Annotated in this window: 16 protein-coding genes; 5 read left to right on the top strand and 11 right to left on the bottom strand. The window is 54.5% G+C overall.

Going from position 1 to position 16,255, the window contains the following annotated elements; translation table 11 throughout:
- Positions 1-6: 6 nt before the first annotated feature.
- From moaA to kynU, 3 genes are all read right to left on the bottom strand, one after another.
- Positions 7-1,017: a GTP 3',8-cyclase MoaA gene (gene moaA / locus AAC637_RS05100; protein WP_340302594.1), complete on the bottom strand. Its 1,011-nt coding sequence runs from the start codon at positions 1,015-1,017 to the stop codon at positions 7-9.
- Positions 1,018-1,058: 41 nt separating this feature from the next.
- Positions 1,059-2,333, bottom strand: coding sequence for a DUF3422 family protein (locus AAC637_RS05095; protein WP_317656175.1), 1,275 nt, complete (start codon positions 2,331-2,333; stop codon positions 1,059-1,061).
- Positions 2,334-2,460: 127 nt separating this feature from the next.
- Positions 2,461-3,651, bottom strand: a complete 1,191-nt coding sequence (gene kynU / locus AAC637_RS05090; protein WP_340302593.1) for a kynureninase — start codon at positions 3,649-3,651, stop codon at positions 2,461-2,463.
- 235 nt (positions 3,652-3,886) lie between these two features.
- On the opposite strand from kynU, the gene AAC637_RS05085 reads away from it, so the two are divergent.
- Together AAC637_RS05085 and AAC637_RS05080 are read left to right on the top strand one after the other, a co-directional pair.
- Entirely contained in the window at positions 3,887-5,461 is a 1,575-nt protein-coding gene (locus tag AAC637_RS05085; protein ID WP_340302592.1) for a Re/Si-specific NAD(P)(+) transhydrogenase subunit alpha, read from the top strand.
- Positions 5,462-5,479: 18 nt separating this feature from the next.
- On the top strand, positions 5,480-6,967 hold the full coding sequence (locus AAC637_RS05080; protein ID WP_340252305.1) for an NAD(P)(+) transhydrogenase (Re/Si-specific) subunit beta: 1,488 nt from the start codon (positions 5,480-5,482) through the stop codon (positions 6,965-6,967).
- A gap of 54 nt (positions 6,968-7,021) precedes the next feature.
- On the opposite strand, the gene AAC637_RS05075 is transcribed toward AAC637_RS05080, so the two are convergent.
- Both AAC637_RS05075 and AAC637_RS05070 read right to left on the bottom strand, forming a co-directional pair.
- The gene (locus tag AAC637_RS05075) at positions 7,022-8,155 is read right to left on the bottom strand and encodes an acetoin utilization protein AcuC (RefSeq protein ID WP_445322481.1); all 1,134 of its coding nucleotides are present in this window, start codon (positions 8,153-8,155) and stop codon (positions 7,022-7,024) included.
- A gap of 5 nt (positions 8,156-8,160) precedes the next feature.
- Positions 8,161-8,718, bottom strand: a complete 558-nt coding sequence (locus tag AAC637_RS05070) for a glutathione peroxidase (RefSeq protein WP_340302591.1) — start codon at positions 8,716-8,718, stop codon at positions 8,161-8,163.
- Positions 8,719-8,875: 157 nt separating this feature from the next.
- On the opposite strand from AAC637_RS05070, the gene AAC637_RS05065 reads away from it, so the two are divergent.
- Positions 8,876-9,352, top strand: a complete 477-nt coding sequence (locus tag AAC637_RS05065) for an NUDIX hydrolase (RefSeq protein WP_340302590.1) — start codon at positions 8,876-8,878, stop codon at positions 9,350-9,352.
- An 85-nt stretch (positions 9,353-9,437) separates the two neighbouring features.
- The gene (locus AAC637_RS05060; RefSeq protein WP_340302589.1) at positions 9,438-9,902 is read left to right on the top strand and encodes a DUF1178 family protein; all 465 of its coding nucleotides are present in this window, start codon (positions 9,438-9,440) and stop codon (positions 9,900-9,902) included.
- Positions 9,903-9,995: 93 nt separating this feature from the next.
- On the opposite strand, the gene AAC637_RS05055 is transcribed toward AAC637_RS05060, so the two are convergent.
- The 3 genes from AAC637_RS05055 to AAC637_RS05045 form a co-directional block, all read right to left on the bottom strand.
- Positions 9,996-10,742 carry an SDR family NAD(P)-dependent oxidoreductase gene (locus tag AAC637_RS05055; protein WP_340302588.1) on the bottom strand — a complete coding sequence of 249 codons (747 nt, stop codon included), beginning with the start codon at positions 10,740-10,742 and terminating at the stop codon, positions 9,996-9,998.
- Positions 10,729-11,664 (bottom strand): BKACE family enzyme, encoded by a 936-nt coding sequence (locus AAC637_RS05050; protein WP_340302587.1) that lies wholly within the window; start codon positions 11,662-11,664, stop codon positions 10,729-10,731. The genes AAC637_RS05055 and AAC637_RS05050 overlap by 14 nt, the downstream gene beginning before the upstream one ends.
- 78 nt (positions 11,665-11,742) lie before the next feature.
- Positions 11,743-12,522, bottom strand: a complete 780-nt coding sequence (locus AAC637_RS05045) for an SDR family oxidoreductase (RefSeq protein ID WP_340302586.1) — start codon at positions 12,520-12,522, stop codon at positions 11,743-11,745.
- 148 nt (positions 12,523-12,670) lie between these two features.
- Between AAC637_RS05045 and AAC637_RS05040 the strand changes: the two genes are divergently transcribed.
- Positions 12,671-13,654 carry an aldo/keto reductase gene (locus AAC637_RS05040; RefSeq protein WP_340302585.1) on the top strand — a complete coding sequence of 328 codons (984 nt, stop codon included), beginning with the start codon at positions 12,671-12,673 and terminating at the stop codon, positions 13,652-13,654.
- Here the strand turns inward: AAC637_RS05040 and AAC637_RS05035 are convergent.
- Genes AAC637_RS05035 through AAC637_RS05025 form a run of 3 tightly spaced genes read right to left on the bottom strand, consistent with a single transcriptional unit; the run spans position 13,651 to position 16,213 of the window.
- Positions 13,651-14,559 (bottom strand): AEC family transporter, encoded by a 909-nt coding sequence (locus AAC637_RS05035; RefSeq protein WP_340302584.1) that lies wholly within the window; start codon positions 14,557-14,559, stop codon positions 13,651-13,653. The two genes, AAC637_RS05040 and AAC637_RS05035, sit on opposite strands and share 4 nt — an antisense overlap.
- 29 nt (positions 14,560-14,588) lie before the next feature.
- Positions 14,589-15,467 (bottom strand): phytanoyl-CoA dioxygenase family protein, encoded by an 879-nt coding sequence (locus AAC637_RS05030; protein WP_340252284.1) that lies wholly within the window; start codon positions 15,465-15,467, stop codon positions 14,589-14,591.
- Positions 15,467-16,213 (bottom strand): GntR family transcriptional regulator, encoded by a 747-nt coding sequence (locus AAC637_RS05025; protein ID WP_340302583.1) that lies wholly within the window; start codon positions 16,211-16,213, stop codon positions 15,467-15,469. Before AAC637_RS05025 ends, AAC637_RS05030 begins: the two co-directional genes overlap by 1 nt.
- Positions 16,214-16,255 lie beyond the last annotated feature (42 nt).

Raw genomic sequence — 16,255 nt, 5'->3', positions numbered from 1 at the left:
GTAAACCTACCCCCCCGTATGGCTCATATGCCGTGACATCTGACCCGCCACTTTTTGGCGGGAATAGTCGAAATCATGGCCTTTGGGTTTGCGGGCGATGGCTGTGCGGATGGCGGCCTCTAGGGTGGTGTTATCATCACTGGTGCGCAAGGGCGCGCGTAGGTCGGCCATGTCCTCTTGCCCTAAGCACATATAAAGCTGCCCCGTGCAGGTCAGGCGCACGCGATTGCAGCTTTCGCAGAAATTATGTGTGAGCGGCGTGATGAACCCGATTTTCTGCCCTGTCTCCTCAAGGCGGACATAGCGGGCAGGGCCGCCTGTGCGTTCGGCCAGATCGGTCAGGGTAAAGCGCGTGGCCAGACGTCCGCGCAAATCCGACAGGGGCCAATATTGGTCTAGGCGGTCTTCATTGCCCAGATCGCCCATTGGCATCACCTCGATAAAGGTCAGATCCATATCGTGCTGCGCGCACCAGGATTGGATGTCGAACAGCTCATCCTCATTGAACCCTTTGAGGGCTACCACATTGATTTTGACGCGCAGACCTGCGGCGCGCGCGGCCTCGATCCCCGCGAGGACTTGGGGCAGGCGGCCCCATCGGGTGATGGCGGCGAATTTATCATTCTTGAGCGTATCAAGCGAGACATTGATCCGCCGCATCCCCAAATCATAGAGCGGCTGCGCAAAGCGGCTGAGTTGGCTGCCATTGGTAGTGAGGGTCAATTCCTCGAGCGCGCCTGTTTCCAAATGCCGTCCCATCGCCTCGAAAAAGGTCATGATGCCACGGCGCACCAGAGGCTCCCCGCCCGTGATCCGCAGTTTCTTAACCCCAAGATTGACGAAACTGGAACAAAGCCGATCCAACTCCTCCAAGCTCAGCAATTCTGCCTTGGGCAAGAATGTCATATTCTCCGCCATACAGTAGACGCAGCGAAAATCGCAGCGATCCGTGATGGAGACGCGCAGATAGGAAATCGTGCGGGCAAATGGGTCGATCAAAGGCGCGGTCGTGTTCATGTGCGCGAGCCTAAATCAGCGCATAAACCCTGTGCAAGCCCTCATTCGATATGACGGCGCAGGCGGTTGATCACAAACCATACAAGCCCGATCACAGGGATCACCGCGGCGGCTGTGAGTGTGGTTTTGGAAATCCCCAAAGGTTCGGACAAAGGGGCCAAAAGATAGGCCACCAGATTGATGGCGTAATAGCTGATGGCCACGACCGAAAGACCCTCAACCGTTTTTTGCAGCCGCAACTGCAGATCCGCGCGTTTGTTCATGCTTTCCAGCAGCAATTGGTTCTGCGCAGACCGCCCCACATCGACCCGTGTGCGCAACAAATCGCCTGCGCGAATGGCGCGATCTGTGATCTGTTGCAGGCGGTTTTCATTCGCCTTGACCGTTCGCATGGCGGGGTCAAAGCGGCGCATCATAAATTCCGCAAAGGTTTGCCGCCCCGCGAACCGCTCTTCGCGCAGCACGTTGATGCGTTGATTGACGAGCGCGTTATAGGCGGTGGTGGCCCCAAAGCGAAACGCGCTTTCGGATTGCAATTTCTCCAATTCCGCGGCGATGGAGAGAAGTTGATCAAGCGTGTCTTCGGGCTGTGCCAAGTCACCATTCATATCAGCGACAAGTTGCGAGAGGGTTTCGTCCAACTCGCCCATCCTTGCGCCAATATCGCGCGCGCGGGGAAGGCCGAGCATGGACATGGTTTTATAGGTTTCGATTTCGCAAATACGCTGCACCACGCGGCCGATACGCCGTTGACCTGTCTCGCTATCCACAAAAACGGCAAAGCGCATATGCCCGCCGCTATCAATGCGAAAATCGCCTGCAATCACAGCACTTCCATCAAGAACCGAACTGACGGCAAGGCTTTCTGGAACAAACCACTCGTCAATCTCTTGTGCGATCTGGGCATCGCTTGGGGCATTGGCCACGCGAATATGCAAGGATGTGATCCGCGCACCGGGTGCGGATTTTAGCCACGCCTCGGGAAAGACCTGCCACAGCTCAGGATCAAAGGCGCGTGTTTCTGGCCCGTCCACAAAGACGGTATAGGTCACAAATTCCGTATGCATCTCCCATTTGATACGGAACTTGCCCATATCACCGAAATAATGGGTGGCATCAGGCTGCGGATGCGCGGCGCCAAATCGATCAAGCAGCGCGATAAGATGCGCGCGATCAAGAGCGCGGTCGCGCTTGGCGGCATTTTGCGGCTGTTTGATCGCGAGGAACAAAGCCTGCGAAGGCGCGTTCAGCGAAGGAAAGGGCCGCGCGTGCAACTCATTGGCAAGCGCATAGCGCAGCGGATGATCTTGTAGCATATGCCGTCACGCCTTTCAGGCGGGGGGAAGATGCTTCAAACTGACGAAAATTTTTGGATATGTAAACCAAAAATTTATTTGTATTTTAAAGGTTTATCTGCACACAGCGGTATGCAATCAGGCAACCTTAGGTCACTGCGTTGCGTGTCTTCCATTCGGGGCGATCCCAAAGCCGGCCTTTGATGATTTCCGAAATTGCGCCAATGGCTGCGTCAATTTCAGCCGTGCCGACGTAAAGCGGCGCAATCCCAAATCGCAGAATGTCGGGGGCGCGGAAGTCTCCGATGATGCCGCGCGCGATCAGGGCTTGGCATAGGGCATAAGCCTGTTCGAAATGAAATGACACCTGACTGCCGCGTTGCTCGGGGTCGCGGGGGCTTGCGAGGCGCAGATTGGGGCAATTGGCCTCAATGCCTGAAATCAAACGCTCGGACAGCGCGACCGAGGCCGCACGTAGATCATTCAGATCAACCCCCTGCCACGCATCAAGGGCGGCATCTAGGATTTGCATCTGCACCACCGCAGGGGTGCCAATCCGCATCCGATCCACCCCTTTAGCGGGCGTATAGTCTAGGGGAAACGCAAAGGGTGTCGCGTGCCCAAGCCACCCGTTGAGAACGGTATGCGCTTGGTCACGATACTGCGGGGCGATATAGATAAAGGCGGGCGCCCCTGGCCCGCCATTAAGGTATTTATAGCTGCATCCGACCGCAAAATCCGCGCCTGTTTGCGCCAGATGCACGGGAAACGCACCCGCCGAATGGGCCAAATCCCAGATTGTGATAATCCCCAATTCATGTGCCCGAGCCGTCAGGCGCGCCATGTCATGCCTGCGGCCTGTGCGATAATCAACTTGGGTCAGCATCAGCACCGCGACCTCGTCACTGAGTGCTTCCTCCACGGCTTCGGGTACAACCAAGCGCAGTTCGTGACCTTGGCCCATGGTTTGGATCAACCCTTCGGCCATATAGAGATCGGACGGAAAATTGCCCTGATCGCTGAGGATCACCTTGCGATCTGTCATCGCCAAAGCGGCCCCAAGCGCCTGATAAAGTTTCAAGGATAATGTATCGCCCACTTGAACTGTTTCAGGCTCAGCCCCAATCAGCGGAGCGATGCGATCTCCCAATTTGCGCGGCAGATCAATCCAGCCTGCCCGGTTCCATGCGGTGATCAACATCTCACCCCATTGGTTGGTCAAGGTCTGGCTGGCCGCTGCTTGTGCCGCCACGGGCAGGGGGCCGAGGGAATTGCCATCAAGATAGATAACCCCATCAGGAATACGGAACGCCGCACGGGTTTTGGTGAAATCTGTCATCTTGGCCTCTCCTCTTTTCGAATTGCTGCCGCATCTGCCCGTTGAGGTCAATTGATCTGGCGCGGCTGCGTCCTGCCTCTGGACATTGCCGCAACTTGAGCCAATTCTTGTCTTGAACAGATATTGCGCGGTATGCGGCTGTATACGAATTATTATGTCGCGGAATAGGCCGTTGTATCCATCTGCGGCAGTTGTTATGGGGGCGGGAGCCACCAAAAACTGGAGGAAATGTAGCGTGAAAATTGGCGCTTTAAAAGAAATCGAACAGGGCGAAGCGCGGGTTGCAATGACACCCGACAGCGCGGCGCAATTGCAGAAGCTTGGCCATGAATGCGTGATCGAAACAGGTGCGGGTGCAGCAGCTGGCTTTTCAGACGCAGTCTACAAAGCGGCGGGCGTCAGTGTTGTGAAAACAGCGGCGGCCTTGTGCAAAGCCTCGGATGTTGTGATCAAAGTGCGCCCGCCCCAAGAGGCTGAAGTCAAGCGCTTGCACGAAGGGCAGACCCTGATTTCATTCTTCTGGCCCGGCCAGAATGAGGCGTTGATGGAATTGGCCCGCAGCAAAGGTGCCAATGTGATCGCAATGGATATGGTGCCCCGCATCAGCCGCGCGCAGAAAATGGATGCGCTCTCCTCAATGGCGAATATCGCAGGCTATCGCGCGGTGATTGAGGCAGGCAATAACTTTGGCCGCTTTTTCACAGGTCAGGTGACTGCCGCAGGCAAGGTTCCCCCTGCAAAGGTTTTGGTGGTTGGTGCGGGCGTTGCGGGACTAGCTGCCATCGGCACGGCCACATCTTTGGGCGCAATCACCTATGCGTTTGACGTGCGTCCCGAAGTTGCAGAACAGATTGAATCCATGGGCGCGGAATTCGTATTCCTTGAATTCTCAGATGACGAATTGCCCGATGGGGCGGCGACTGGTGGGTATGCCCCTCCCCAAAGCCCTGAGTTCCAAGCCAAGCAATTGGCCAAATTCCGCGAGATCGCGCCAGATATGGATATCGTGATCACCACGGCCTTGATCCCAGGCCGCCCTGCGCCATTGCTGTGGACCAAAGATATGGTCGAAAGCATGAAGCCTGGCTCGGTGATCATCGATCTGGCCGCAGAACGGGGCGGCAATTGTGAATTGACCAAGGCAGATGAGCGGATTGTCAGCGACAATGGCGTGGTGATTATCGGCTACACCGATTTCCCTAGCCGTATGGCGGCGCAATCCTCAACCCTCTATGCCACGAATATCCGCCATATGTTGGCCGATCTTACCCCCGAAAAGGATGGTCAGGTCGTGCACAACATGGAGGATGACGTGATCCGCGGGGCAACTGCGGTGTTTGGCGGTGAGATCACTTACCCACCGCCCCCACCCAAAGTGGCGGCTATTGCCGCGCAGAAGCGTGAAAAGCCCAAAGAACTGACGCCCGAAGAAAAGCGGGAGCAAGAGATCGCCGCCTTCAAGGCGCAGACGAAGAACCAAGTTACCCTTCTGGCGATTGGTGCCGCGTTGGTCTTGGGCGTGGGTTTGATTGCGCCTGCAAGCTTCATGCAGCACTTCATCGTCTTTGTGCTGTCAGTGTTCATCGGGTTCCAAGTTATCTGGAACGTGGCGCACAGCCTTCACACGCCTTTGATGGCGGTGACCAATGCGATTTCTTCGATTGTGATCCTGGGCGCGCTGATGCAAATCGGCTCTAGCTCTGCGCTGATCACGATCTTGGCGGCCCTTGGTATCTTTATGGCTGCAGTTAATATTTTCGGCGGATTCCTCGTGACACGGCGGATGCTCGCCATGTTCCAGAAATCGTAAGCAGCAGGGGTATCAGATATGGATTTCGGTTTCACCATTGCGGCTTATGCAGTCGCGGGCGTCCTCTTCATCCTCTCGCTGGGCGGTTTGTCGGGACAAGAAAGTGCCAAGCGCGCGGTTTGGTATGGCATCGCAGGCATGGCCATTGCGATTTCGGCCACCTTAATCGGCCCAGGTTCGGGGTTGTGGCTGATGTCATTGGTCTTGATCGCGGCAGGCGCAGGGGTTGGGTATCAACTCGCCACCAAGGTTCAAATGACGCAAATGCCTGAACTTGTGGCAATCATGCACTCCTTGGTGGGTCTTGCTGCCGTTTTCGTGGGCTTTAACGCGCATCTTGAATTGGTCAGCGTGGGCGAGGTTTTGCGCGAGGCAGGTATGGCCTTCCCGCAACCCAAAGGCCCGATTGCGGCGCCTGTTTATGAAATGCTTGGCACCCTGTCCAATTTCGCGGCTCTGTTGGGAAAGAAAACCGCCGTTGAAGTTGGCATTTTGCGCGTTGAATTGGTCTTGGGGATTTGGATCGGTGCTGTGACCTTTACGGGTTCCGTCATAGCCTATGGCAAACTTGCAGGGCGTGTGAACAGTGCGGCGAAGCAATTGCCTGGTGGGCATATCTTGAATGCTGCTGCCGCTGCCGCATCCTTGGCGTTGGCCGCGATGTATCTGGGCGGCGCAGGCGGCTGGACATTGATTGCCTTGACAGTTCTGGCTCTCTTTATTGGCTATCACCTGATCATGGGGATCGGTGGCGCGGATATGCCCGTGGTTGTGTCCATGCTGAACAGCTATTCAGGCTGGGCGGCCGCCGCGATTGGCTTTAGCCTTGGCAATGATCTGTTGATTGTTGTGGGGGCGTTGGTGGGCTCTTCGGGCGCCATCCTCAGCTACATCATGTGTAAAGCCATGAACCGCAGTTTCATCAGCGTGATTTTGGGTGGTTTTGGCGGTGCCAAAGGCGAGCAGCAGGCCATTGAGGGCGAGCAAATCGCAATCGACAGCGATGGTGTGGCCAATGCGCTGAATGAGGCCGACAGCATCATCATCATCCCAGGCTATGGCATGGCGGTGGCACAGGCACAGCAAGGTGTGGCTGAGCTTACACGCAAACTGCGCGCGGCAGGCAAAACCGTGCGTTTCGCCATTCACCCCGTTGCAGGCCGCTTGCCCGGTCACATGAATGTTCTGCTTGCAGAGGCCAAAGTGCCCTATGACATCGTTCTGGAAATGGATGAAATCAACGAGGATTTCCCATCCACCGATGTGGCCATTGTGATCGGTTCAAACGACATCGTGAACCCAGCCGCGCAAGAAGACCCCAACTCGCCAATCGCAGGGATGCCTGTGTTGGAATGCTGGAAAGCCAAGCAGGTTTTTGTCTCCAAACGGGGGCAGGGCACGGGCTATTCGGGCATTGAGAACCCGCTTTTCTACAAAGAGAACACGCGGATGTTCTATGGCGATGCAAAGGCCTCAATCGACAGCTTGCTGCCGAAAATCGCCTAAGCCCTTGTGGTGCGCGAATGACAATCAGGCGGCCCAAATTCGGGGCCGCCTTTTTTATGGCAAAACGCCCTGCGCCGCAGGGCGCGCAGAGAGCAGGGCAATGCGATTTCGGATTGTATCGCGAATTGGTGTTTCGTCTTGGTTGTCATGCAACTGCGTGAACCATGTCGCGGGTGGTGATTTCCCTTTCGAATGCCCCGCCCAAGATAGGCCCCGCAAGATCGCTTCGCCCTCTTGTGGGAGGCGGTCAGGAATATCTTGCCCGCTGAGTTTGGCCCAAATCCCGCTCCAGACGCGGGCGACTGTCCATGGGTTATAGCCCCCACCCCCTGTCACCAATAGGCGGGGACAGCGTAACGATTGAACGGCAGCGACCATGTCCCAATAGCTTTGCGCAGAGAGACAGAGCCTTGAGAGCGGATCATCGGTCACCGCATCAGCACCGCATTGCAAAACGATGGCCTCAGGCGAAAACGCCGCAAGGGCGGGTAAGATCAGCATATCCCGAATGAGTGCCATTTCCGCATCATGAAACCCGCGCGGGACGGGCAGGTTTAGACAATTTCCCCCGCCATCATCGTCCAGCGCCCCTGTAAATGGCCAACGCCGCTCTTCATGCACAGAGATCATCAAGACATCGGACGCGCCCTTGAATCCATGCTCCACCCCGTCTGGATGGTGGGCGTCCATATCGACATAGGCGATGCGCGTCAGCCCTTGCTGTCGCAACGCCGTGATCGCAAGCGCAGGGTCATTGAGATAGCAAAACCCGTTCGCGCGGTCGGGCAGACCGTGATGAGTGCCACCGCCTGGATGAAAAACGGCACCGCCCGCGCGCAGCAATTCAACCGCTAAAAGCGCGCCACCTGCCCCCGTGGCGGGGCGGCGATACATTTCGGGAAAGACGGGGTTTGCCACAGTCCCAAGGCCATGGCGCGCGCGGGTTGCGTCATCGACATCTTGGGTTTCTTCGGCGCGCATGAGCGCCTCGATATAGAGGGGGTCATGCCATGCAGTCAGGGCTTTTGGCTTGGCTCGCGGGCTTTGGCGATATTGCGCGGCGCTCAGCCACCCCATGGCTCGGCATAAATCCATCACAGTTGAGACACGCGGAATGCGCAATGGGTGCCACGAACCATAGGTTGATCCGCGATATATCTCGGAGCCAAGAAAAACGGGTGTGGTCACAGGGACTAGCGCGCCAATTCGCGCTCAACCGCCCGAATGATCGCGCCACTTGTCGGGCCAGTCAGGCTTGACCAATCTTCGACAAATTCACCATTTCCATCAATGAGGAACTTTGAAAAATTCCATGACGGACGCGCATTATGTTCGCGTGCGAGCCATTCGAAAAATGGATGTGCATCGGGGGCTTTAATCCGCGTGATCTCGGTCATCGGAAGGGTCAAATTGTAATTCACTTCACAAAACTCGGCCACTTCGGCCTCGTTGGCCAGTTCCTGCCCAAAATCATCGGAAGGCACGGCCAATACGATCAATCCCTGATCGGCATAACGATCATGCAAGGCCTGCAATCCCTCATATTGTGGTGTGAAGCCGCATTGCGATGCCGTGTTTACCACCAAAATTGGCTGCCCACGCCAGTCTGAAAACCGATATTCACCGCCGTCAATCGAAGGAAATGTGAAATCCTCGACAGCCACGGCCATTGATGCTGCCACTGCCCAAACCAAAACGGATTTGGCCAAAATCCCTGAGACTGTCATCAATGCTGCTCCTTCGATTGGCATTTGTGCAAAAGTTAGTCGAAATGCCAAAGCGATCAAGGGCGCGGGTGCTACATGTGCCCATCCTCGCTTGAAAAATTCATGGTTTATTTTGCTTTTCTATGGAAAGTTTGGCAGACTGGGGCATAACGAATATAACAAAGAGCGGTGATAAAACGCGATGAGCAATCTTCGCACAGTGCAAGGGGCATTACGGGTTGAGGGGGCATCCAAACGGGATCCGCGCTCGCAATTCGCAGCGCTGTGTTTTCGCCGCAAGAAAAAAGGCGTTGAGATTTTGTTGATCTCCTCGCGTGACAGTGACCGGTGGATCATCCCCAAAGGATGGCCCATGGATGGCAAAACCCCCGCCGAAGCCGCAGGGATAGAGGCATGGGAAGAGGCAGGTGTGCGCGGCACGACCCTAGACCTTTGTGTCGGGCTTTATTCCTATTCCAAAGAGATTGATGGCGCCGATCCATTGCCCTGTATCGTGTCCGTCTTTCCTGTCGAGGTGAAATCTTTGGCCGATAAATATCCCGAAGCGGGGGAACGGCGGCGCAAATGGTTTTCCGCGAAAAAGGCCGCGTCAAAGGTGCGGGAGCCTGACCTGAAGGCGATCCTGAAAGGGTTTCTGCCACCACCACCTGCAACGTAATTTTGGCCCTTGCAGGGGGCAATGTGCAGGATGTAACACTTAGCGTCACTTGCAATCTGACGTTTTTGCCACAGTTAGAGCCTCTATGATCCGATATGCGTTGAAATGTGCCGAAGGGCACGGGTTTGACAGTTGGTTCCAATCTGCTGCCGCCTTTGACGATCTGGCGGAGCGGGGATTCCTGTCTTGTGGTGTTTGCGGATCTTCTGACGTCACAAAGGCGATCATGGCCCCCCGTGTCGCCCAAAGCGATGGCGATAGCCATCAAATTGCACATAACCTGCCCGTGCCAAGCACCCCGCCTACAGGGGCGTTAAGCCCCCCCGATGGTAAGCTTCAGGAAATGATCCAAGCGATGCGCAAACATGTCGAAGAAAATTCGACCTATGTTGGCAAGAATTTTGTCAAAGAGGCCCGCGCAATTCATGATGGCACCGCGCCCGAGCGCATGATCCACGGCGAAGCAGCCCCCGGTGAAGCCAAAGCATTGATTGAGGAGGGCGTGCAAATCGCGCCCTTGCCGTTTTTACCGAAGTCGAAGGCAAATTGACCCTGCTGTTCGGCCTTAATACGCAAGGCCAATAGAGGCAATGATACTGTGGATTAGAAGATTTAGGGTTATACTAGGCGGGGTTATAAACCCCTAGCGCCCCCCTGAGACATCCACAATTGTTCCAGTCACATAGCTTGCATCGTCTGAGAGCAACCAACTGACGACCTCGGCCACCTCATCAGCCCGTCCGATACGCTGCATCGGTACATTTTTTTTCATTGTGACTAGCCGGTCTCCCACTCCTGCGGCTGCATGAATCTCCGTATCGATCAAGCCAGGGGCCACCGCATTCACTCTGATGCCAGCTGGCCCCAGTTCGCGGGCAAGGCCGACGGTCATAGTGTCAATCGCTCCTTTTGAGGCTGCGTAATGCACCCATTCGCCCGCGCCACCCAGTTTTGCCGCACGGCTGGACATCAAAACGACAGACCCACCTTGGGGCATCGCGGCAGTGGCGGCCTTGGCGATCGCAAAGACACCCAGAAGGTTGGTATCAATAACACGCCGCAGATCAGCCATGTCCAGATCACGTAATGGTAGGGCAGGTCCCGTGATGCCAGCATTTGCAAATAGCGCGATTGGTGCCCCAAAGCGCGCGACGCATTCGGCGACCACCGCCTCTGCCGTGGCGGGGTCAGCGGCATCGGATTGCAGGGCCACGACTTGCGCGCCCTTGGCGTGAAGCTCTGCACATAGGCTATCTGCAGCGACGGCATTGCTGTGATAGGTAAACAGAACCTGATAGCCCGCAAGGGCCAAGCGGCGCACTGTTGCAGCCCCGATCCCGCGTGAGCCGCCCGTAACGATGACCGCGCCTTTTGGATTAGAATGCGACATCACCCGCCCCCTTCAAATCCAAAATCTCGCGTGCTTCGTCAGGCGTTGCCACCTCAAGGCTTAGGCCTTCAAGAAGTGCGCGGGCTTTTTTGACTTGGTCGGCATTGCTTTGTGCCAATTGGCCTGGGGCCGCCCAAAGACTGTCCTCAAGCCCAACACGGATATTCCCCCCTTGTGCGGCGGCTTTGGCCGCCACGGGCAATTGGTTGCGCCCAGCACCTAAAACTGACCACACATAAGCATCCCCAAACAAACGATCTGCCGTGCGCTTCATATGCGCGACATCTTCGGGATGCGCGCCAATGCCGCCCAAGAGGCCAAAGACGGTTTGAACCAAGAACGGGGCCTTGACCAAGCCGCGATCCACGAAATGCGCCAGAGTGTAGAGATGGCTTGTGTCATAGCATTCAAACTCGAACCGCGTGCCGTTGGCATTGCCTGTGCGCAATATATGTTCGATATCGGCAAAGGTGTTTTTAAAGACAAGGTCGCGGCTGTTTTCGAGATGCTCGCGCTCCCAGTCATGCTTGAACTCCTTGAAACGGTTAAGCATGGGATACAATCCGAAATTCATGCTTCCCATATTGAGGGAGGCAACCTCGGGCTTGAGCTCTGCGGCAGGGCGCATTCGCTCCGCCACGGTCATGTGGGGCGAGCCGCCTGTAGTTAGGTTCAACACCGCTGAGGTTGCCTGTTTGAGTTGCGGCAGGAATTTGCGAAAAATCTGAGGGTCCTGTGTCGGCCGTCCATTTTCAGGATCGCGCGCGTGCAGGTGCAGAATAGATGCACCTGCCTCAAATGCCTTGATCCCGTCATCGATGATCTCTTGTGGGGTGACAGGAAGGAAGGGTGACATAGATGGCGTGTGGATTGCGCCTGTAACCGCGCATGTGATGATCACCTTACGTGAAGATTTCGGCATTCTAGTGGCTCCCTATTTTATAAGCTGTTAGCGAGCTTACCTGAGTATTTTAGTGTAATGAATATGATCCAAGCAGGATTAAAGTGTTTCAACACCACCACAGACGCTTAGAGCTTGACCTGAAATGTTGGAGCCCCCGGGAGATGACAAAAATAGACACATTGATGCAATGTCCTGCGGGCTTACCATTCGACGCAACGATACTTTGGCAAGATATGTATTCCTCATTTCTTCAAAGCTTACGCCTGTTTGTTCGGCTCGGGCCGATATCACGCCATCCATGCGGGGTCCTTGAACTATTCCCGGTAAAATAGCATTGGCGCGCACCCCTTTTGGACCAAGCTCTGCAGCGAGGGATTTAGCCAATCCTACTACGCCCCATTTGGAGGCTGAATAAGGTGTCCTAAAAGCATAGGGAAGTCGACCAGCGGCTGACGACATTGCGATAAATAAGCCTTTTGATTTAATTAGTTCATTGCTTGAGTGGTGAGCTGCTAGATAGGCTCCTTTCAGGTTAACTTCGAGTGTTTCATCCCAATCTTCTGGTGAGACATCATCAATAGTTGCTGTGGGCCCTGCTATCCCCGAATTTGCAATTACCACATCAAGCCCCCCCAGGTTTTGCATCGCTTGTGTAAACAGCTGCTTAGTATCTTCGGGACTAGCTGAGTTTGCTAGGGTTCCCGTGATTGGGCCGCCTATTGCCTCATTGAGGGCATCTGAGTTGATGTCAGAGATATGGACACTAGCGCCGGCTTCTATGAACCCATCCGTGATGTGTTTGCCTATGCCGCTGGCTCCAGCAGTTATCAAAACGCGTAAGCCCTTTCGTGGAGTCAAAGACGCGAGTATCGACATTAGCAGCTACCTCTTTCAAATCTTGTTAAGATGCGACTGTGGGCAATTTCTGAGTTTTTGAAAAGAGTCATTTTTTTCATAACCTTGACAGTTCGGTTTCATCTGTCCCCTATGTCCATGACATTTTATAAATGATGCAGGAGACTTTATGAAACAGCGCAGACTAGGTGCAAATGGGCCCATGGTTGGGGCAATTGGTTTGGGATGTATGAGTTTTGCGGGTGTCTTTGGCGAAACGGATGAGGTAACAAGCCACGCGTGCCTTGATTGCGCTTATGAGATGGGCATCACATTTTTGGACACGGCTAATGTCTACGGAATGGGGAGATCGGAAACTGTTCTTGGCTCTTGGCTAAAAAAAGCCCGTCGTGATGTTGTGCTTGCCACAAAAGTTGGGATCCAACGTGATGCCAAAGAGCCGGTTAACAACCGCCCCGACCATATTCGAGCTGAAATAGAAGGATCGCTGAAGCGCCTCGGCGTAGATCATGTCGCACTATATTATCTGCATCGTCGCGATCCCGCAGTGCCCCTATCTGAGGCTGTCGGGGTAATGCAAGATTTGATCCGAGAGGGGAAGATCGGCGGTTACGGTCTATCTGAGGTAGCGCCTTCGACAGTTAGGGAGGCTCATGCAATTTTACCCCCGCTTGCGGTCCAAAGTGAGTATTCACTTTGGTCTCGATTGCCGGAATTGGGAGTAATCCAAAGTTGTGAAGAATTGGATATTACCTTTGTGCCGTTTTCGCCTCTGGCGCGCGGCGTCTTTGGCGAAAATTATCCTGATACGACGCTGATGGCTGAGGGTGACTTGCGCCGTGATATTCCACGTTTTTCAACCGAGAATTATCCGAAAAACAAAGAACTGATCGATCGCTTCAAAGAATTGGCAAGGGCCAAATCTGTACCCGTCTCCGCCTTGGCAATGGCATGGGTGCTTCGGCGTGGCACTGGGTTTGTTCCCATACCTGGAACACGGACTGCGGCGCATTTGATGGAATGGGCTCGCGCTGATGAGGTCGTCCTTTCCGATGCTGATATGGCGCAGATTGAAGCAGTGTTACCTGTGGGATTTGCCTGTGGGGATCGCTATTCTTACAATCACATGCGCACAATCGAGCGGTATTGCTAAGCCAACCAAGCAAGCGATATCAGCGAGAGGGTTGATGTCCAGATAATGACCGGGGCGATAGTATCTGTGCGTACTCCGTGCAGCATTGCGAGTGCAAATGCCATGGCCCCGGACGGCCCCGCCGCGCAAAGGACCACAAGCGTATTCCACTGGGCTGGACGCTCTCCAAGGCTCAAAGCGGCAAATACCAAAGCAGGGAACGCTAGAAGTTTTACACCTGTAAGCATGATGACACTGATGTTGGGAGTAAGTGAATGGCTTGATAGAATCACGCCAAGCGCGAATAGCGTTAGTGGTGCAGCGGCTGCTCCAGCAAAGTCGAGACCGGTAAGTATTGGTGCTGGCGCCACTACACCCACCAAGTTGGTGACGATCCCCAAAAAAATTGAAATCAACACAGGGTTGAGTGCTATACGGCGCATAGATTGGTAAACAGTTGCTTTTGAGTTGGCCATCAAATCCGTTGTTATTATGAAGAAAGCAAATGTAATAGTGGCATCCCAGGCCACAATTGCGGTAATCGGAAGGGCTGCAGATTCGCCATAAATTAGATATGAAATCGGCCACATGTATAATAAAGTGTTTACGAAAATCATGGCCATTGAGAGCAGCCAGGCCTCGAGCTTTTCACGACCTAAAACGATCCGACAAATGAAAAATGTAATGCTAAATATTACTATTTGGCAAATTGCATAAAGACCGATTGCGTCGAATTGAAAGGCATGCCAATCGAGCAAATTCGTCAAGGGAAACAAAAGTGCAGGCTGTAGAAGAAATGCTACACGGTTAAGCGTTTTCGCATCTGGAACACTGACTAAGTTACCCCTACCGAGTATGAAACCCAGTGCCATCATGGCAAAGACGGGCAGGATGTCATGTGTCAGAACATGCAGCATCGCGAGCATGGGGAGGGCTCTCTCTAAACTATGGGGTCTTAGGCGTAGATGCCTTTTTGTGCTTTTGCGCCTGCCATCATCGCTTTGGCGCGCGACTGCCTTATTTCGTCGTAAAGATCAATTGCGCGAGACTCAAACAGAGTTTGCGGCGCAGTGTAGTGGATAAACTTGCCCACCCGGTCGATGCCGCGCGCAAGCATAGCAAAATCCTGATCGGCCATGTTTTGCGCTACTTTAGGCGTGAGATAGCGTACTACAACCGCGATGCGCCGATCATCCGAGACATTTGGACCAGAGCCATGAATGGTTAGCCCGTGATGTAACGACATTTGCCCCGGCATCAGCTCAATGGCGGTTTTGTCTGTCTCGGCCACATCGACCGCAATCTCTTGGCCACGCGACAGCAGGTTCTTTTCACTGAACGTATCGGTATGAGGTAGAATTTCGGATTTATGGCTGCCTTTGACGAAATCCATACAGCCGCTTGCCCGCGTTGCTGGGGAAAGGGCGATCCAGGCAGTGACCATCTCAGAGGTGGTGCCCATTCCCCAATAGGTCAGGTCTTGATGCATCGAGACATACTGATCGCTTTGCGCGTTTTTAATGAAAAACTCGGCACTATAGATCAAAATATCAGGTCCAAGAACGCCTTCAATCACGTCTAAGACCTGTGGCTTGGTCGCTATCTCATGGACAAAGGGCATTACCAGCTGCGCGTTGACGCGTTTGTAGGTGTTGAGAGGCAGGGGCAAATCACCGTCTAGCCAATCACGCTCGACCAATTCCAGTTGAGTACGATAGGCTTGCGCCTCATCGCGTGACAGAACATCTATTGGAAATAGAAACCCATCCTCCCAATAACGTTCGATCATATCTGGGGCGAGATGGCTTCCGTTGCGCGCAACAGGTTCTTGCATTAGAGCATCCTCTTTTCTGGCAATCTGAGAGGCAGGGATGCCTCATTTGGGTCGTCATCTTCGAAATAGTCTTCGTGCTCGGTCCGAATACGGATCAGTTGCTCATGGATCCGTGAGAGATGCGCGCGTATTATATCGGCCGCGCCATCAGGATTACGATCAGCCAAGGCGCGGGTCAGTGCGATATGATCATCCCATGCCGTTTGCGATGAAAACGCCAAGGACAGCATTCTGACCCGATCCATATGGCCTTTGTTTTCGGCAATCAGGTCCCATGTAAATTCTAGCCCCGCCCGCAAGCAGATTTCGCGGTGGAAGGCGTCATCGGCGGCATGAAACCGCAGCTTGTCGCCCGCGTCTTTGGCGGCGGCCTGTTCTGCGATCAGCCCCTCCAATGCTTGAATATCCGCCGTAGTAAGCCGCGTGGCCGCATGGCGCACGGCCTCAGCCTCAAGCGCGATGCGAATGAACTGGGCCTGCATCACCGCCCGGGTGGAGATCAACGACACCAATGTGGCGCGTTGCGGGCGGATCAGCAGGAAGCCCATTTTCGAAAGCCTGTAGAACGCATCGCGCACGGGCTGACGGGAGACTTCAAACCGTTTTGCGATATCAGCTTCTGACAGCTTCTCACCAGGTTTCAGGTCAAGGTTGAGCACCTGTTTGTGCAATTCCCCATAGACCAAATCCGCGATCGCAGGGCGGGCGGTTCGGTCAAGCGATATGAGTGGCATATCTTGGGTCATTTCAGGATCAATCCCTGTCTGATTGACCTAGGTTATATACTA

Source organism: Roseobacter sp. HKCCD7870, from assembly GCF_037830315.1.
GTDB lineage: Bacteria > Pseudomonadota > Alphaproteobacteria > Rhodobacterales > Rhodobacteraceae > M30B80.
The sequence above is the reverse complement of the archived record's forward strand: the minus strand, read 5'-3'. Positions and strand labels throughout refer to the sequence as shown.